The organism is Achromobacter sp. CF-sbj1-Ac2-l (genome assembly GCF_052698165.1).
The window spans coordinates 6,230,807-6,250,127 of the sequence record NZ_CP199855.1; the positions used below are offsets into that span (position 1 = coordinate 6,230,807).

The window sequence follows — 19,321 nt, forward strand, 5'->3', positions numbered from 1 at the left end:
CCTTCTGGGCGGTCGCGGCGAGGGTTATTTACTTGGCCCGAGCGGCGATGACTTCGTCAGCGACGTTCTTGGGGGCCTCGGAGTAATGCTTGAATTCCATCGTGTACGTGGCACGACCTTGCGTCAGCGAACGCAGGTTCGTGGCGTAACCGAACATCTCGGCCAGCGGGACTTCGGCCTTGATGGTCTTGCCACCACCGACCATGTCGTCCATGCCCTGGACCATGCCGCGACGCGAGGACAGATCGCCCATCACGGTACCGGCGTAGTCTTCAGGCGTTTCGACTTCAACGGCCATCATCGGTTCCAGCAGCACGGGGCTTGCCTTGCGCATGCCTTCCTTGAACGCCATCGAGCCGGCCATCTTGAACGCGTTTTCGTTCGAGTCCACATCGTGGTACGAACCGAAGAACAGCGTGACCTTGACGTCCACGACCGGGTAACCGGCCAGGATGCCGGCAGGCAGCGTTTCCTGGATGCCCTTGTCCACCGCGGGGATGAATTCGCGAGGCACCACACCGCCCTTGATGGCGTCGACGAATTCGTAGCCACCGCCCGGCTCGAGCGGCTCGACCTTCAGGACCACGTGACCGTACTGACCACGACCGCCCGACTGCTTGACGAACTTGCCTTCGACTTCTTCGCAGGTCTTGCGGATCGTTTCGCGGTAGGCCACCTGGGGCTTGCCGACGTTCGCTTCCACGCCGAATTCGCGCTTCATGCGGTCGACCAGAATTTCCAGGTGCAGCTCGCCCATGCCGGAAATGATGGTCTGGCCGGATTCTTCGTCGCTGCGCACGCGGAACGACGGATCTTCCTGCGCTAGGCGCGACAGCGCCAGGCCCATCTTTTCCTGGTCAGCCTTCGACTTGGGTTCGACGGCCTGCGAAATCACGGGCTCGGGGAACTCCATGCGCTCCAGCAGGATGTGCGAATCGACGTCGCACAGCGTTTCGCCGGTCGTCACGTCCTTCAGGCCCACCACGGCGGCGATGTCGCCGGCCAGAACTTCCTTGATTTCCTCGCGGTTGTTCGCGTGCATCTGCAGGATGCGGCCGATACGTTCCTTCTTGCCCTTGATGGGGTTGTAGACCGTGTCGCCCGACTTCAGAACGCCCGAGTAGACGCGCACGAAGGTCAGCTGACCCACGAACGGATCGCTCATCAGCTTGAACGCCAGCGCCGAGAACTTCTCGTTGTCGTCAGCCTTGCGGTTGATGGCGTTGCCATCGTCGTCCTGGCCGTCAACCGGGGGAATGTCCACGGGCGAAGGCAGGTAGTCGATGACCGCGTCCAGCATGCGCTGCACGCCCTTGTTCTTGAAGGCGGTGCCGCACAGCATCGGCTGGATTTCGCCAGCGATGGTGCGTTGACGGATGGCCAGGTTGATTTCGGCTTCGTCCAAGGAACCCGTTTCCAGGTACTTGTTCATCAGCTCTTCCGACGATTCGGCGGCGGCTTCAACCAGCTTTTCGCGCCATTCGGCGGCGGCGCCTTCCAGCTCGGCCGGAATGTCCTTGTAGTCGAACTTGGTGCCTTGGCTGGCTTCGTCCCAGATGATCGCCTTCATCTTGACCAGGTCGATCACGCCTTGGAACGTGTCTTCGGCGCCGATGGGGATCACGATGGGCACGGGGTTCGCGCGCAGACGCGTCTTCAGCTGGTCATAGACCTTGAAGAAGTTCGCGCCGGTACGGTCCATCTTGTTGACGAACGCCAGACGCGGCACGCCGTACTTGTTGGCTTGGCGCCACACGGTTTCGGACTGGGGCTGAACACCACCCACCGCGCAGTAGACCATGCAGGCACCGTCCAGGACGCGCATGGAACGTTCCACCTCGATGGTGAAGTCCACGTGCCCCGGGGTGTCGATGATGTTGATGCGGTGCTCGGGGTAGTTGCCGGCCATGCCACGCCAAAACGCCGTCGTAGCAGCCGACGTAATGGTGATGCCACGCTCTTGCTCTTGTTCCATCCAGTCCATGGTGGCGGCGCCATCATGCACTTCGCCAATCTTGTGATTGACGCCGGTGTAGAACAGGATACGTTCGGTCGTGGTGGTTTTCCCTGCATCGATGTGCGCAGAGATGCCAATGTTGCGATAGCGCTCGATCGGGGTTTTGCGGGCCATGGTGGGTTAGTCCTTAAATTACCAGCGGAAATGGCTGAAGGCCTTGTTGGCCTCGGCCATCTTGTGCGTGTCTTCGCGCTTCTTCATCGCGGCGCCACGACCTTCGGAGGCGTCGATCAGTTCGCCAGCAAGACGTAGATCCATCGACTTCTCGCCACGCTTCTTGGCGGCTTCACGGAGCCAACGCATAGCCAGGGCCAGGCGGCGCACGGGGCGCACTTCAACCGGCACTTGGTAGTTGGCACCGCCAACGCGGCGGCTCTTCACTTCGACGATCGGCTTGATGTTGTTGATCGCCAGGCTGAACACCTCGATCGGCTCCTTGCCGGTCTTGGTGGCGACTTGCTCGAGGGCACCGTAGACGATGCGCTCGGCGACGGCCTTCTTGCCGTCCAGCATGACGACGTTCATGAACTTGGCGAGTTCGACGCTGCCGAACTTGGGATCGGGCAGAATCTCGCGCTTGGGTACTTCGCGACGACGGGGCATTGTTGCTTCCTTGTGTCTGTTCAGTTGAACCGTGTTTCATTACACGGCCATGGCCGTCCAATAAGACGACCCCTTACGTGCCGCGCACCTTCCTGTATTGCGGACGGCGCGGTTGCACTTCCCTAATGACGGATGGCCGCCACGCGGGGGTACTGCTGATTCGCGTTGCGAACCCTTAGGCCTTCTTCGGGCGCTTGGCGCCGTACTTCGAGCGGGCTTGCTTGCGATCCTTGACGCCTTGCAGGTCGAGGGAACCGCGCACGATGTGATAACGCACACCGGGCAAGTCCTTCACACGACCGCCACGCACCAGAACCACCGAGTGCTCTTGCAGGTTGTGGCCTTCACCGCCGATGTACGAAATGACTTCGTAACCGTTGGTCAGACGCACTTTGGCAACCTTACGCAGAGCGGAGTTCGGCTTCTTGGGGGTGGTGGTGTACACGCGAGTGCACACGCCGCGGCGTTGCGGGCAGTTTTCGAGCGCGGGGCTCTTGCTTTTGATGATGCTGACTTCGCGCGGCTTGCGCACGAGTTGGCTAATGGTAGGCATGACCTTTGAAATCCCTTTTACGTACCACTGGTAAGTACTTACGTACTCGTCTCTTCGAGTGATGACTCTCGGAGAAGGCGGCTCGCGCAAATCCGCCTCAAACGTTCAGATACGTAAAAGAGCGGGCTTGCCAACAAACCATGACAAACGCACAAACCGGATGCTTCGGAGATGGCGGCGTCGGTTGACGGGGGCTCGTGACGCACCCCTGTGGCCTTGGGCCGCCAAGCTGGGCGCGAAGGCTTTGCTTGGGATATGGCCGGACCTGTCTTCCTGGCGCCTCAAATGCCAGTCCTGGCATCGACTTTGCGCGCGATTAAAGCAGTAAGCCCTTTAGCATAGCTTAGATTCCGGCGCACTGTCAAAATCTTTTGTAAGCGTTGCGTGGGGACACGTTGGCGGCAAAAAGACGGCCAGTTAGGCGCAGGTCCGGCCCAGGTCGGGAAAATTGGGGCCAAATTGGCGACGCAAAGGCGCGGGTCTTGGCCGCGCGGCTTTATTGGTCGGCGAACAGGTAGCCGCTGCCGTAGACGGTGCGGATCGGCAACATCAACCCCGCCATTTCCGCCTTGCGGCGCAGACGGCTGACGATCACATCGATGCTGCGCGTGCCGCTGGCGCGCGCGCCGCCGCCCTCCTGGCGCAACTCTTCGCCCAATTCGTCGCGGCCGACCGCCCTGCCCGCCACCTCGAGCAGCGAGCGCACGATCAGGCGTTCGTTGGCCGACAGCGAAATCGTGGTGCCGGACGGCGCCGCCAGGGTCCAGCCCTGGTCGCGCAGTTCCCACTGGCCAAGGGTGGGCTCCTCGGTCGCCAGATTGTCCTGTACGGCGGGCAGGCGTCGCGCCAGCGCCAGCAGGATGCAGGCCAATTCGCGAGGGTCGTGCGGCGGCGGCAGGCAGGCGTCCGCGCCGCTCTGCAGGCAACGCAGGCGGGTATCCAGGGACAGATTGTTGCCCATCACCACGATACCCAGCGGCGACGAGCCGTGCAGGCGGGCCACCAGGGCATAGCCGATTTCACCGAGGGTGCCCACATTCAGCACCACGGCGTCATAGGGACTGTTGCTGAGCAGGCCGAACAATTCCAGGGAAGTCGAGCAGCCGCGGGCCGAAATTCCAGCTTGAAGCAGCGCGGACACAGCGGTATTACGTGCGGCCTCGTCCGGCGACATCATCAGTACGCGCAATTGATTCATAGTTCTTTCCATCCCATCTGCCCCGCCCGCGCCCGGCAGACTGCGCCGGTTGACGGGAGGGGTCGGGACAGTGTGGCGCGTTGTTGTGCAACAACTCCAGTCAAGATTCGTTAAGTTTGCAATGTTTGACAGTTCTTGGCACAACGTAGCCAACAGTGACGCCACGCGAGTTATCATTCCATTACACAATCCTTTCTTCTTCTTGCAGTAGGGCGCCACAGGGCGCGCTTGCGCAGCCAACCTTCGCGAGACCACGTCTGATGAAAATCGCGTCGCTGGAAGACGACCTGGACCAGGCGAAACGTATCCAGCAAGTCCTGACTGCCGCCGGATATACCTGCACCAGCTATCAGCAAAGCCGCGACCTGCTTGCCGCTTTGCGCACTGAAACGTTCGACCTGGTGCTGCTGGACTGGCACCTGCCCGATATCGATGGCGACGATGTGGTGCGCTGGCTGCGCGCCAACATCGGCCCGCGCATTCCGGTCATCTTCCTGACCAACCGTTCCAGCGAGGACGACCTGGTCGAGGGCCTGCGCGCCGGCGCCGACGATTACATCGTCAAGCCGCTGCGGCCGCTGGAGCTGCTGGCGCGCGTCGCGGCGCTGCTGCGCCGCAGCCAGATCGCCGAGCCCGCCGATGAATCGTTCGACGTGGCCGACTACCGCATCGAGCCCGCCGCGCGCACGATCCTGCTCAAGGGCGCGGCGGTCACGCTGGCGCCCAAGGAATTCGAACTGGCGCTGCTCTTTTTCCGCAACCTCGGCCGCCTCATGTCGCGCGACGTGCTGGCCGAATGCGTCTGGAACCGCGAGATCCCCGCCACCTCGCGCACGCTCGACACGCACCTGTCGAACATCCGGCAGAAGCTGCAACTGCGCCCGGAACACGGCGTGCGCCTGAGCTCGTCCTATGCGCTCGGCTACCGGCTGGAATTGATATCCGCGTCCGAAGATAGCCCGCCCCCCGCGCCCTAGCGCCCGGCGGCATTACCTGGAGATTTGAACGACATGAGCCGCTGCCGCGCGCTTTCTTTGCTTGCCCTGCTTTCCGGCCTGCTGCTCGCAACCTCCTCCCACAGCCAACCCGCGGGCGCGCTGGGAGAGAACTTCATCTACCGCGTGCGCCAGGGCGACACGCTGATCAACATCGCCGCGACCTACACGCGCAACCAGGCCAACTGGAGCCCGTTGCAATCGCTTAACCAGGTCGCCACGCCCGAACGCCTGCCCATCGGGCTTGAACTGCGCATCCCCCTGTCGATGATTCCGGAGCGCGCCGCCGATGCGCGCGTGGTCCACGTCAGCGGCCAGGCGAACCTGGACGGCCAGGCCCTCAAGCCGGGCGCCAACGTGGCAGAAGGCAGCAAGGTCGTGACCGCCCCCAACGGCTTCGTGACCCTCGAGCTGGCCGATGGCTCCAAGCTCACGCTGCCGGCCGACGGCGCCGTCGAGCTGACGCGACTGCGACAATTCGAAGGCACCGACCTGACCGACTCGGTCATCCATGTCGAACGCGGCAGCGTCGAATCCAGCGTCGCGCCCGGCGGCCAGGGCGTGGGCCGTTTCGAGGTCCGCACGCCGGTGGCCGTGACGGGCGTGCGCGGCACGCGTTTCCGTGTGCAGAGCGGCAGCCAGGGCGTGCGCAGCGAAGTGCTGGAAGGCAGTGTGCGGCTGCAGCCGCACGCCCCCGGCGCCGCCCCGGCGCAACCGGTGGCGGTGGCCCGGGGCTACGGCGCCGCCATCGGCGCCGACGGCAGCGTGGCGGGCGTGCGGCCCTTGCTGGCCGCGCCCCAGCTCGGCGAGCCGGTGCGCGCCGGCGGTGGCAGTTGGACCAGCGCGTTCCCCCCCGTGCCTGGCGCACAGGCCTACGTCGTGCGCGTGGCGCGCGACGCCGACGGCACGCAACCGGTGTCCTCCACCCGTTTTCCCGGTCCGGACATCCGCTTCAGCGCTCCCGGTCCCGGCACTTTCTACGTTTCGGTGCGGGCCATCGACGAACTGGGCCTGGGCGGCCAGGACGCCACGGCCACCTTCACCGGGGTGAACCAGCTGATGACCAACAGCGGCCTGGGCGTCGCCACCGGCTTCGGCGGATTCGTGACACTGAACGATTACTAGATCCACGCCCATGGCAGATGCCGCCGACCCCAACGACCGGGCCTCGCGATCAGGCCTGTGGTTGACGGTGGCGCTGGCGCTGCTGGCCGCGCTGCTCGGATCCTTCAATGGCCTGGGGCGCGTCGATCAGATCCTGTATGACCGCGCCGTCGCGCTGACAGGGCGCGACATGTCGCCCGACATCGTGATCGTGGCGATCGACGATACCAGTATCGATGCGCTCGGCCGCTGGCCCTGGCGCCGAGCAGTGCACGCGGCGTTGCTGGACCGCCTGCAGGGCGCGCGCGCGGTCGGCCTGGACCTGATCTTCGCCGAGCCCGACACCACTCATCCCGGTGACGACGCGATCCTCGCCGACAGCTTGCGCCGCAACGGCCGCACCGTGTTGCCGGTGGTGTTGGACCGCCTGGCCTACCCCTCCTCCATCAGCACGCCCATCCCGATCCTGGCGCAAGCCGCGGCGGGCAGCGGCTTCATCAACGCCAACCTCGATGCCGACGGCGTGCTGCGGTCGGCGGTACTGACGGCGCGTTTCGCTGGCGAGCGCTGGCAGCATTTCGCGTTGAGCATGCTGGACGTGGGCGGCCAGGCGGCGATGGCCGAGCGACTACTGCGCCGCGCGGGCAAGGACGGCGGCATCCTGATCCCCTACGCCGGCCCCGCGGCGCACACCCGTGCGGTGTCCTACCTGTCGGTCCTGCGCGGCGACGTGCCGCCCGAGCAGTTGCGCGGCAAGTATGTGCTGGTGGGCGCCTGGGCCACGGGCCTGGGCGACGCCTACACCACCCCGGTCTCGCACGAGGTGAGCGGCATGCCGGGCGTGGAGATCATCGCCAACCTGCTGCAGGCGGCCAACGACGACATCGCCTTCCGGCCGCCCGTGCCCTGGCTCAATGCCCTGTTCTCGGCCCTGCCGGTGCTGCTGGCCTGCCTGGCGCTGTGGCGCCTGTCGCCCAACCTCGCGCTGCTCGTCAACATCGGGCTGCTGGCGCTGGTGCTGCTGGCCAGCCTGCTGCTGCTGGGGCACAGTTATCAATGGTTCGCGCCGACCGCCGCGCTGGTGGGCGTGGCGCTGTGTTATCCCCTGTGGAGCTGGCGCAGCCAGGAGGCCGCGCTGCGCTACATGGACAACGAATTGCGCCGCCTGCAGCGCGAATACCCGCCCGTGCTGAACGAAGCCCGGGCGCAATCGGGCGGCCCCAGCGCCTCGCTGGAAAGCCGCGTCGGCGAACTGCGGCGCGCGCTGGCGCGGGTGCGCAACCTGCGGCGCTTCCTGGCCGACGGGCTGGATGGCATGCCCGACGCAACGCTGGTGTTCGACCAGGACGGCCGCATGCAATTTCGCAACCAGGCCGCCGTGATGTACTTCCAGCGGCTGGGCATGCGGCCGCCGCGGGTCGGCCATCCGGCCATCCACCTGCTGGAAAAGACCATCGGCGACGACGCCACGCGACAACGCGTGGCGCAGGTATTGAGCGGCCAGGGACACACGGCCGAGCAATCGCCCTGGAGCGCCGACCTGGAAGTGCGCGACCACGCCGGCCGCGACCTGATTCTGAAATGCGCGCCGATCCATACGGCCGAGGGCAACTTCGCCGGCACCGTCGCCACCCTGACCGACATCTCCGGCATACGCCAGGCCGAACGGCAGCGCGAAGAAACGCTGCGCTTCATCTCGCACGACATGCGCGCGCCGCAAAGCTCGATCCTGGCGCTGGTGGAAATGAAGCAGGATGGCGTGCCTCAGGACGGCCGCGACGAGACCCTCACCCGCATCGCCGCGCTGGCCAATCGCACGCTGCACCTGGTCGACGACTTCGTGCACCTGACGCGGGCCGAATCGATGGCCATCAACGCGGTCGAGCTCGACCTGGGCAGCCTGCTGCAGGACGGCGTCGATGAATTCTGGGCGGCCGCGCACAAGCGCGGCATCACGCTGGCGGTCGCGCCCTCGCTGCCGGTCGCCTACGTACTCGGCGACCAGACGCTGCTGATGCGGGCCTTGAGCAACCTGATCGACAACGCCATCAAGTACAGCCCACCCGACACCCGCATCACCTGCGACATCGACCAGGCAGCCGGCTACTGGCGCGTGCACATCCGCGACCAGGGGCAAGGCATCGCGGCGCAGGATCTGGCGCGGCTGTTCGAACCGTTCGCGCGCGTCGGGGTCGCCACCCGCGGGGACGTAGGCGGCGCGGGATTGGGATTGGCCTTCGTGCGCACCGTGGCGCAACGCCACGGCGGCGAGGTCGAGGTGAACAGCCAGGCGGGCGTCGGCTCGGTGTTTACGCTGTGCCTGCCGGTGGCGCCCGAGGACACCACGACCCATTAGGACCTGGCGGCGTTCACATCACTGGAAGGTGTGCGAAATGACGGCCGGCTTGCCCGGCTTGACTTCCAGAGTCGCCCGATAGGGCGGCAGGTCGGCGTTGCGAAGCAATACTTGGTATTTGCCGGGAATCAGCCGCAATTCCTTGACCGGCGGACTGATGCCGCGCGCCACGCCATTGATCCACACTTCTCCCCACGGCCGGATGTCCAGGCGCACCAGCACGGGCACGGGCTTGGGTTTGGGCGCGTCGTCCTGCGGCGCCGCGGCCGACGCGGCGGGTTCCTGCACGCGTGGCGCGGCATTGGCGTCCGGCTCCGACGCGGCGGGCGGCGCGGAGGGCGCGGCCGCCCCAAGTCCGGCCGGTGGGACGGCGGACGGCGTCGCCGCCGGGCCGCCCGCGTCCGGTGCGGGCGTATCGGGCAGGACGGCCTGCGGCGCGGGCGCAGCCGACTGTGGCGGCGTCGGTTCGGCGGCGGGAGCCGCGGGGCTGGCTGCGGGTGGCGCAACAGGCGCCGCCGGCGGATTCGGCTGCACCACTTCGGAACGGGTAATGAGGGCATTGCCGGTGCCGAGCCCCGAGCGGATCCAGGCGTAGGCGCCGGCCCCGATCAGCGCCACCAACAACAGCAGAAACAGCAGCGGCCGGCCGCCGCCGCGCGGCTTGGCGGCCACTGCCGCAGGCGCGGCCAGCACGGCCACCACCTCGGCCGCGGCCGTTTCCGGCGCGGCGGGCGACTCGTCCACGTAGACCGCGATGTCCAGCAGGGCGGCCAGCTCCCCCAGGGTCTGCGGTCGGTCGGCCGGCAGCATGGCCAGGCCACGATCGATCGCGTTCAGGAACGCCGGGCTGTATTTCGTCAGGCCCAGCGATGCCAGGGGCTCGTAACTGTCCGTGGCGCGGCGCTCCGGCGCCGGCGGCGGGCGCAGCCCGATCACCAGTGCGTGCATCACCGCACAGAGCGCGTAGACGTCTGTCCACGGGCCGCGCGGCCATTCGGCCGAATCCGTGTACAGCTCGAACGGGGCAAAGCCCGGCACGGGCGTCAGCCCCGAGCGGCGCGAGCGGGGCACCGACAGCTCCGGCAACAGGTGCGCACGCGCGCCTTCGTCCATGCCCACCGTATCCAGCGAGATGTCGCCGCATATTTCCCCTTGTGCATGCAGGCCCATCAGCGAAGGCAGCAGATCCGACAACAACCGCTTGATGCGGGTTTCCGGCACTCCGCCCGCCGCACTGGCGGCGATGGCGCTCAAGGGGCGCAACGCGAGCGGCGCGGCACCTGAAAAAGGGCTGCGCGGCGTGTGCAGGCCGGCGGGTGAGGACATGTTCAACATACTGCGCAAGGGGCGCGAAAACGGGTTAAGGGCAGATAGGCGGAATATTATCCAATCCGTTACGCCAGGACATTGCCGAAAATGTCGGAGCGCATCAGGCTGTGGCACGATAGCGTATCGTCAAATTCCCCCACCTAGATGAAAGCCCATGAAAATTCGCCTGCTTGGCAGTTTGCTCGGATTATCGTTCGCCCTGGCCGGCTGTTCCGGCCTTCCGGTCGCCCAGCCCGACCATCCGCCCACGCCCGAGGCGCTGGAACAGTTGCAACAGGTTCGTGACCAATATAGCGCCGGGCACTACGGCGAGGTCATCCGCCGGGTGGCCAGGTCCGACGAGCTGGCCGGCTCCAGCAAGGCCGTGCGCATCGAGGCCTACAAGCTGCAGGCGTTCAGCTACTGCGTCAGCAAGTATCCGCAACTTTGCGAAGACAGCTTCAGCCGCATCCTGCAACTGGATCCCGCCTTCGAACTGGCGCCGAACGAAGCCGGCCATCCGGTCTGGGGCCCGGTATTCCAGCGCGCCAAGAACCAGGCCGCCAGGTAGCGTCAGCGCCCCGCCGCGCAGACAAAAAAAGGCCGCTGATTCGCATCAGCGGCCTTTTTGCTTCTGGCCTCCCCCGCCGGGCCTGCGCGGGGGGGTGCGCCGGACGTCGCCCTTATTCGGCGGCGTCCTCGCTGCCCAGGTCGGACGACGGGGCATCGGCGTCCAAGCCCACCGTGACCGGCGAGTCTTCGAACGGGTTGGCCAACTGGCGGGCGGCTTCGCGTTCCGCGGCCTCCAGGGCTTCCTTGTCCTTGCGGGCATGGTGGTACGCCAGGCCGGTACCGGCCGGGATCAGGCGGCCGACGATGACGTTTTCCTTCAGGCCACGCAGGTCGTCGCGCTTGCCCATGATGGCGGCTTCGGTCAGGACACGCGTGGTTTCCTGGAACGAGGCGGCCGAGATGAACGAGTCGGTCGACAGCGAGGCCTTGGTGATACCCAGCAGCACGTTTTCGTACGTGGCCGGACGCTTGTCTTCAGCGTTGACGCGGTCGTTCTCGTTCAACAGCTCGGAGCGCTCGACCTGCTCGCCCGGGATGAACTCGGTATCGCCCGCATCGACGATGTTCACACGGCGCAGCATCTGACGAACAATCACTTCGATGTGCTTGTCGTTGATCTTCACGCCCTGCAGACGGTACACGTCCTGCACTTCGTCGACGATGTAGGTCGCCAGCTTCTCGATGCCCTGCAGGCGCAGGATGTCGTGGGGATCGGCCGGGCCGTCCACGATCATTTCGCCCTTGTTCACCACCTGGCCGTCGTGCACCAGCACCTGCTTTTCCTTCGGAATCAGGAACTCGTGGCTGACGCCTTCCAGGTCGGTGATGACCAGGCGCTGCTTGCCCTTGGTGTCCTTGCCGAACGAGACCGTGCCGGTGACGTCGGCGAGCATGCCGGCATCCTTGGGCGAACGGGCTTCGAACAGCTCGGCCACGCGCGGCAGACCGCCGGTAATGTCGCGGGTCTTTTGCGATTCCTGCGGGATACGCGCCAGGACTTCACCCACGGCAACCTGCTGGCCGTCACGCACGGTGATCAGCGCGCCGACCGGGAACGAGATGTTCACCGAGTGATCGGTGCCGGCGATCTTGACGTCTTCGCCGTTCTCGTTGACCAGCTTGATCTGCGGACGCATGACGATCTTGCCGCCACGGGTCTTGGGCGTGATGACGACGAGCGTCGACAGGCCGGTGACTTCGTCCACCTGCTTGGCCACGGTTACGCCTTCTTCGATGTTCTCGAAGCGGACGGCGCCACCGTATTCCGACACGATCGGACGGGTCAGCGGATCCCACGTCGCCAGGCGCGCGCCGGCCTTCACGGCCTCGCCATCGCCCACCAGCACGGTCGCGCCGTACGGGATCTTGTGGCGTTCGCGTTCGCGGCCGTTGTCGTCGAAGATCGCCAGTTCGCCCGAGCGCGAAATCGCGACGCGTTCGCCCTTGGCGTTGGTGACGTAGCGCATGGTGCTGGCAAAGCCGACCACGCCGCTGGACTTGGTTTCCACCGCGCTGGCCAGGGCCGAACGCGACGCCGCGCCACCGATGTGGAACGTACGCATCGTCAGCTGCGTGCCCGGTTCACCGATGGACTGGGCGGCGATGACGCCGACCGCTTCGCCCTGGTTGACCGGCGTGCCGCGGCCGAGGTCACGGCCGTAGCAGTGCGCGCACAGGCCATGGCGCGTTTCGCACGTCAGCGGCGTGCGGACCTTGACTTCGTCCACACCGATGCGGTCGATCATGTCGACCATGTCTTCGTCCAGCAGGGTGCCGGCGGTGATCGCCGTTTCCTGCGTGTCCGGATTGACGATGTCGATGGCGGCCACGCGGCCCAGGATGCGGTCGCGCAGCGGCTCGATGACTTCACCGCCTTCCACCAGGGCCTTCATGTTGTAGCCCTGCGAGGTGCCGCAATCGTCCTCGGTGATCACCAGGTCCTGCGTCACGTCGACCAGACGACGGGTCAGGTAACCCGAGTTCGCGGTCTTCAGTGCCGTGTCGGCCAGACCCTTACGCGCGCCGTGAGTCGAGATGAAGTACTGAAGCACGTTCAGGCCTTCACGGAAGTTCGCGGTAATGGGCGTCTCGATGATCGAGCCGTCCGGCTTGGCCATCAGGCCGCGCATGCCGGCCAACTGGCGGATCTGGGCGGCCGAACCGCGGGCGCCCGAGTCAGCCATCATGTAGATGGAGTTGAACGATTCCTGGCGTACTTCCTCGCCGTGACGGTTGATCACGGGTTCGGTGGCCAGTTGCTCCATCATCGCCTTGCCGACCTTGTCGCCGGCCTTGCCCCAGATGTCCACCACGTTGTTGTAGCGTTCCTGGGACGTGACCAGACCCGACGAGTACTGCTTGTCGATTTCCTTCACTTCACGGCTGGCTTCGGCCAGGATGCCTTCCTTGGCCGACGGGATCAGCATGTCGCCCATGGCGATGGAGATACCGCCGCGGGTGGCCAGGCGGAAGCCCGACTGCATCAGCTTGTCGGCGAAGATCACCGTGTCGCGCAGGCCGCAACGGCGGAACGACTGGTTGATCAGGCGCGAGATTTCCTTCTTCTTCAGCGCCTTGTTCAGCACGGTGAAGGGCAGGCCCTTGGGCAGGATCTCGGACAGCAGCGCGCGGCCGACGGTGGTTTCGTGGCGGCGGATCACCGGCTGCCATTCGCCATTCTCGTCACGCTCGTGTTCCTTCAGGCGCACGGTGATGCGGCTTTGCAGCTCCACTTCGCCGTTGTCGTAAGCGCGTTGCACTTCAGCGACGTCGGTGAAGAAGATGCCTTCGCCCTTGCCGTTGATGCGCTCGCGCGTCGTGTAGTACAGACCCAGCACGATGTCCTGGGACGGCACGATCGACGGTTCGCCGTTGGCCGGGAACAGCACGTTGTTCGACGCCAGCATCAGCGTGCGCGCTTCGAGCTGGGCTTCCAGCGACAGCGGCACGTGGACGGCCATCTGGTCACCGTCGAAGTCGGCGTTGAACGCCGCGCAGACCAGCGGGTGCAACTGGATGGCCTTGCCTTCGATCAGGACCGGCTCGAACGCCTGGATGCCCAAACGGTGCAGCGTGGGCGCACGGTTCAGCATGACCGGGTGTTCGCGGATGACTTCTTCCAGGATGTCCCAGACCACCGGTTCCTGGCTTTCCACCAGCTTCTTGGCGGCCTTGATGGTCGTGGCCAGGCCCATCATCTCCAGGCGATTGAAGATGAACGGCTTGAACAGTTCCAGGGCCATCAGCTTGGGCAGGCCGCACTGGTGCAGCTTGAGCTGCGGACCCACCACGATGACCGAACGGCCCGAGTAGTCGACGCGCTTGCCCAGCAGGTTCTGACGGAAACGACCGCTCTTGCCCTTGATCATGTCGGCCAGGGACTTGAGCTGGCGCTTGTTGGCGCCGGTCATGGCCTTGCCGCGGCGACCGTTATCCAGCAGCGAGTCGACCGCTTCCTGCAGCATGCGCTTTTCGTTGCGCAGGATGATTTCAGGAGCCTTCAGCTCCAGCAGGCGCTTCAGACGATTGTTGCGGTTGATGACGCGGCGGTACAGGTCGTTCAGGTCGGAGGTCGCGAAGCGGCCGCCGTCCAGCGGCACCAGCGGACGCAGGTCCGGCGGCAGCACGGGCAGCACTTCCATGACCATCCACTCGGCCTTGATGCCGGACTTCTGGAAGCCTTCCAGCACCTTCAGGCGCTTGGAGATCTTCTTGATCTTGGCTTCCGAGCTGGTGGCCTTCAGTTCGCCGCGCAGCGTTTCCACTTCGCGGTCGATGTCGATGGTGCGCAGCAGTTCGCGCACGGCCTCGGCGCCCATCAGGGCACGGAAGTCGTCGCCGTATTCCTCGGTCTTGGCCAGGAAATCGTCATCCGACATGATCTGGCCGCGCTTGAGCGGCGTCATGCCGGGTTCGATCACGCACCAGGCTTCGAAGTACAGGACGCGTTCGATGTCGCGCAGGGTCATGTCGAGCACCATGCCCAGACGCGACGGCAGGCTCTTCAGGAACCAGATGTGCGCGACGGGGCTGGCCAGCTCGATGTGGCCCATGCGTTCACGGCGAACCTTGGCAACGGTAACTTCAACGCCGCACTTCTCGCAGATCACGCCACGGTGCTTCAGGCGCTTGTACTTGCCGCACAGGCACTCGTAGTCCTTGATCGGGCCGAAGATCTTGGAGCAGAACAGACCGTCACGCTCGGGCTTGAACGTGCGGTAGTTGATGGTCTCGGGCTTGCGAACTTCGCCGTAGGACCACGAACGGATCTTCTCGGGCGAGGCGATGCCGATCTTGATGGCATCGAATTGCTCGTCTTGCGAGACTTGCTTAAAGAGGTCGAGTAGCGCTTTCATTAGTTACGCTCCAAATCCATGTCCAGGGCCAACGAGCGGATTTCCTTGACCAGCACGTTGAACGATTCCGGCATGCCGGCATCGATGACGTGATCGCCCTTGACGATGTTTTCGTATACCTTGGTGCGGCCGGTGATGTCGTCGGACTTCACCGTCAGCATTTCCTGCAGGGTGTAGGCGGCGCCGTAGGCTTCCAGCGCCCACACTTCCATTTCCCCGAAACGCTGGCCACCGAACTGCGCCTTGCCGCCCAGCGGCTGCTGGGTCACGAGCGAGTACGGGCCGGTCGAACGCGCGTGCATCTTGTCGTCGACCAAGTGGTGCAGCTTCAGGTAGTGCATGTAGCCGACGGTGACCGGACGCTCGAACTTCTCGCCGGTGCGGCCGTCGTACAGCCACGCCTGCGTGCGCGAGGGCGTCAGGGCCATGCGCTTGGCGACGTCGTCCGGATAGGCCAGTTCCAGCATCTTGGTGATTTCCTCTTCGGTCGCGCCGTCGAAGACGGGCGTCGCGAACGGCACGCCGTTCTTGAGGTTCTGGGCCATTTCCATGACTTCTTCGTCGGTCAGCTCGTCGATGCGCGCGCCGGTGCCGGTCGTGTTGTAGACCTTGTCCAGGTAAGCACGGACGTTCTTGACCTGCGCGGTGCGCTCGTCGCGCAGCATGTCGGCGATGCGGTGACCCACGCCCTTGGCAGCCCAGCCCAAGTGCACTTCCAGCACCTGGCCCACGTTCATCCGCGAGGGCACGCCCAGCGGGTTCAGAACGATGTCGGCCGGCGTGCCGTCAGCCATGTGCGGCATGTCTTCCACCGGGGTGATGCGCGAGACCACGCCCTTGTTGCCGTGACGGCCTGCCATCTTGTCGCCAGGCTGCAGACGACGCTTCACGGCCAGGTAGACCTTGATCATCTTCAGCACGCCCGGGGGCAGCTCGTCGCCCTGCGTCAGCTTCTTGCGCTTCTCTTCGAAGGCCAGGTCGAACTGGTGACGCTTCTGCTCGAGCGATTCCTTGGCCTGCTCCAGCACCACGGCGTGGGGCTCGTCGGCCAGGCGGATGTCGAACCACTGCCAGCGATCCAGGTCGGCCAGGTAGGCCTTGGTGATCGTCGCGCCCTTGGCCAGCTTGCGCGGGCCGCCGTTGACGGTCTTGCCGACCAGCATCTTCTCGATACGGTCGAACTGGTCGTTTTCAACGATGCGCAACTGGTCGTTCAGGTCCTGGCGATAGCGGCGCAGTTCATCGTCGATGATGGACTGGGCGCGCTTGTCGCGCACGATGCCTTCGCGGGTGAACACCTGCACGTCGATGACGGTGCCGGTCATGCCCGAAGGCACGCGCAGCGAGGTGTCCTTAACGTCGGACGCCTTTTCACCGAAAATGGCGCGCAGCAGCTTTTCTTCCGGCGTCAGTTGGGTCTCGCCCTTGGGCGTGACCTTGCCGACCAGCACGTCGTCGGCGCTGACTTCGGCGCCGATGTAGGTGATGCCGGAATCGTCCAGGCGGTTCAGTTGCGTCTCGGCCAGGTTGCTGATGTCGCGCGTGATTTCTTCCGGACCCAGCTTGGTGTCACGGGCCACGACCGTCAGTTCCTCGATGTGCACCGAGGTGTAGCGGTCATCGGCCACGACCTTTTCGGAGATCAGGATCGAGTCTTCGAAGTTGTAGCCGTTCCAGGGCATGAACGCGATCAGCATGTTCTGGCCCAGGGCGAGTTCGCCCAGGTCCGTCGATGCGCCGTCGGCCAGCACGTCACCCTTGGCGACACGGTCGCCGCGCTTGACGATGGGACGCTGGTTGATGTTCGTGTTCTGGTTGGAACGCGTGTACTTGATCAGGTTGTAGATATCGACACCGACTTCGCCGGCGACGTTTTCTTCGTCGTTCACGCGAATAACCACGCGCTCGGCGTCGACGTGGTCGACCAGGCCGCCACGCAGCGCCTGCACGGTGGTGCCCGAGTCAACGGCCACGGTGCGCTCGATACCCGTGCCCACGACCGGCTTTTCCGGACGCAGGCAAGGCACGGCCTGACGTTGCATGTTGGCGCCCATCAGCGCGCGGTTCGCGTCGTCGTGCTCCAGGAACGGAATCAGCGAAGCGGCGACCGACACGATCTGCGACGGGGCCACGTCCATGTAGTGCACGTTGGCCGGAGCGGTCAGCATGGTTTCGCCGGCTTCACGGCAAGCCACCAGGTCGTCCACGAACTTGCCTTCGTCATCGAGCGCGGCGTTGGCCTGCGCGATCACGTAGTGGCTTTCTTCGATGGCCGACAGGTAGTCGATCTGGTCGCTGACGCGGCCGTCGACGATCTTGCGGTAAGGCGTTTCCAGGAAGCCGTACTCGTTCAGGCGAGCGTACAGCGCCATGGAGTTGATCAGGCCGATGTTCGGGCCTTCCGGCGTTTCGATCGGGCAGACGCGGCCGTAGTGGGTCGGGTGCACGTCACGGACTTCGAAGCCGGCGCGCTCGCGGGTCAGACCGCCCGGGCCCAGTGCGGAAACACGACGCTTGTGCGTGATTTCCGACAGCGGGTTGGTCTGGTCCATGAACTGCGAAAGCTGGCTCGAACCGAAGAACTCCTTGATGGCGGCCGAGATCGGCTTGGAGTTGATCAGGTCGTGCGGCATCAGGTTTTCGGTCTCGGCCTGGCCCAGACGTTCCTTGACGGCGCGTTCGACGCGCACGAGGCCGGCGCGGAACTGGTTCTCGGCCAGTTCGCCGACGCAACGCACGCGGCGGTTGCCCAGGTGATCGATGTCGTCGATCTGGCCACGGCCGTTACGCAGCTCGACCAGCACCTTGATGGTTTCAAGGATGTCTTCGTTGGTCAGCGTCATCGGACCGGTGATGTCTTCACCACGGCCCAGACGGCTGTTGACCTTCATGCGGCCGACGCGCGACAGATCGTACGTTTCTTCGCTGTAGAACAGGCGCTGGAACAGCGCTTCCACCGCTTCTTCGGTGGGCGGTTCGCCAGGACGCATCATGCGGTAGATGGCAACGCGCGCGGCCATCTGGTCGGCGGTTTCATCGGTGCGCAGCGTCTGCGAGATGTACGGGCCGCGATCCAGGTCGTTCGTGTAGAGCGTCTGGATGTCGTGCACGTTGGCGGCGCGCAGGGCGCCCAGCACGCTTTCGGTGATCTCGTCGTTGGCGTTGGCGATGACTTCGCCGGTATCGGCGTCAACGATGTTCTTGGCCAGCACGCGGCCGTACAGGAAGTCTTCCGGCACGGAGATGCGCTGGATGCCGCCGGCAGCCAGGTCGCGCAGATGCTTGGCGTTGATACGCTTGTCTTTTTCGACGATGACCTTGCCGGAGCGGTCCGCGATGTCGAAGCGGGCCATTTCGCCCTTCCAGCGCTCGGGCACGAATTCCATCATGGCGCCTTCGCTCTTCAACTCGAAGTTGTCGAAGTCGAAGAAGTTCGCCAGGATCGACTCCGGCGTCATGCCGATGGCCTTGCACAGGATCGTGACAGGCATCTTGCGGCGACGGTCGACGCGGAAGAACAGGATGTCCTTGGGGTCGAATTCGAAGTCCAGCCACGAGCCGCGGTAGGGAATCACGCGGGCCGAGAACAGCAGCTTGCCCGAGCTGTGCGTCTTGCCGCGGTCGTGTTCGAAGAACACGCCAGGCGAGCGGTGCAGCTGCGAGACGATGACACGCTCGGTGCCGTTGATGACGAACGAACCGGTGCCCGTCATGAGCGGAATTTCGCCCATGTAGACTTCCTGTTCCTTCACTTCCTTGACGGTGGGCTTGCTAACTTCGCGGTCAAGCAGCACCAGGCGGACCTTGGCTCGCAGGGGCGAGGCATAGGTCAGGCCACGTTGCTGACATTCCTTGACATCGAACACCGGTTCGCCGAGCACATAGCTCACGAACTCCAAGCGCGCCATACCGTTGTGACTAACGATCGGGAAAATCGACGAAAACGCCGCCTGCAAACCGTCGGCTACGCGATCGGACGGGGCGGTATCCGCCTGCAGGAAAGTTAGGTAGGATTGAAGCTGAGTCGCCAAAAGGAAGGGAACGTTTTGAACGTCTTCACGCTTGGCGAAGCTTTTGCGGATGCGCTTTTTTTCGGTGTACGAGTAAGGCATGAGCACTCCGACTCGAGGTTGCATGGGCCGTCAACCACGGCCCCAGGTGATACGACTCCAGGAAACCCCTCTGGAAAGGGCATGACCCCAGCAGGGGTTTCCTGGAAACGCAAAAGCCCGGGGACGGCAAATTGCGCTGTCCCCGGG

Annotated in this window: 11 protein-coding genes; 4 read left to right on the plus strand and 7 right to left on the minus strand. The window is 64.8% G+C overall.

From position 1 onward, the window contains the following. Positions 1–28: 28 nt before the first annotated feature. The 4 genes from fusA to ACUDCK_RS28665 all read right to left on the minus strand — a co-directional run bounded on the left by fusA (position 29) and on the right by ACUDCK_RS28665 (position 4,371). On the minus strand, positions 29–2,131 hold the full coding sequence (gene fusA, locus ACUDCK_RS28650) for an elongation factor G (protein ID WP_049077256.1): 2,103 nt from the start codon (positions 2,129–2,131) through the stop codon (positions 29–31). Between the two features lie 18 nt (positions 2,132–2,149). Then, on the minus strand, positions 2,150–2,620 hold the full coding sequence (rpsG, locus tag ACUDCK_RS28655) for a 30S ribosomal protein S7 (RefSeq protein ID WP_006389600.1): 471 nt from the start codon (positions 2,618–2,620) through the stop codon (positions 2,150–2,152). A gap of 175 nt (positions 2,621–2,795) precedes the next feature. Then, positions 2,796–3,173, minus strand: coding sequence for a 30S ribosomal protein S12 (gene rpsL / locus ACUDCK_RS28660; protein ID WP_005017264.1), 378 nt, complete (start codon positions 3,171–3,173; stop codon positions 2,796–2,798). 496 nt (positions 3,174–3,669) lie between these two features. Further along, positions 3,670–4,371, minus strand: coding sequence for a response regulator transcription factor (locus ACUDCK_RS28665; protein ID WP_054504555.1), 702 nt, complete (start codon positions 4,369–4,371; stop codon positions 3,670–3,672). A 260-nt stretch (positions 4,372–4,631) separates the two neighbouring features. Between ACUDCK_RS28665 and ACUDCK_RS28670 the strand changes: the two genes are divergently transcribed. The 3 genes from ACUDCK_RS28670 to ACUDCK_RS28680 are packed head-to-tail and all read left to right on the plus strand — an operon-like array spanning position 4,632 to position 8,826. Further along, positions 4,632–5,348: a response regulator transcription factor gene (locus ACUDCK_RS28670; RefSeq protein WP_054504554.1), complete on the plus strand. Its 717-nt coding sequence runs from the start codon at positions 4,632–4,634 to the stop codon at positions 5,346–5,348. A gap of 33 nt (positions 5,349–5,381) precedes the next feature. Next, on the plus strand, positions 5,382–6,491 hold the full coding sequence (locus ACUDCK_RS28675) for a FecR domain-containing protein (RefSeq protein WP_054504553.1): 1,110 nt from the start codon (positions 5,382–5,384) through the stop codon (positions 6,489–6,491). A gap of 10 nt (positions 6,492–6,501) precedes the next feature. Beyond that, on the plus strand, positions 6,502–8,826 hold the full coding sequence (locus ACUDCK_RS28680; protein WP_175167893.1) for a CHASE2 domain-containing protein: 2,325 nt from the start codon (positions 6,502–6,504) through the stop codon (positions 8,824–8,826). Between the two features lie 18 nt (positions 8,827–8,844). Here ACUDCK_RS28680 and ACUDCK_RS28685 read toward each other — a convergent pair whose 3' ends face one another. After that, positions 8,845–10,152 carry a serine/threonine protein kinase gene (locus ACUDCK_RS28685; protein ID WP_175167892.1) on the minus strand — a complete coding sequence of 436 codons (1,308 nt, stop codon included), beginning with the start codon at positions 10,150–10,152 and terminating at the stop codon, positions 8,845–8,847. A 157-nt stretch (positions 10,153–10,309) separates the two neighbouring features. Here ACUDCK_RS28685 and ACUDCK_RS28690 point away from each other — a divergent pair, with 157 nt between their 5' ends. Beyond that, positions 10,310–10,705, plus strand: a complete 396-nt coding sequence (locus tag ACUDCK_RS28690) for a TssQ family T6SS-associated lipoprotein (protein WP_064527425.1) — start codon at positions 10,310–10,312, stop codon at positions 10,703–10,705. A gap of 112 nt (positions 10,706–10,817) precedes the next feature. Here the strand turns inward: ACUDCK_RS28690 and rpoC are convergent, their stop codons facing one another. Then, positions 10,818–15,062 (minus strand): DNA-directed RNA polymerase subunit beta', encoded by a 4,245-nt coding sequence (gene rpoC, locus ACUDCK_RS28695; RefSeq protein WP_054504550.1) that lies wholly within the window; start codon positions 15,060–15,062, stop codon positions 10,818–10,820. Next, positions 15,062–19,174 (minus strand): DNA-directed RNA polymerase subunit beta, encoded by a 4,113-nt coding sequence (gene rpoB / locus ACUDCK_RS28700; RefSeq protein ID WP_020925808.1) that lies wholly within the window; start codon positions 19,172–19,174, stop codon positions 15,062–15,064. The genes rpoC and rpoB overlap by 1 nt, the downstream gene beginning before the upstream one ends. Positions 19,175–19,321 lie beyond the last annotated feature (147 nt).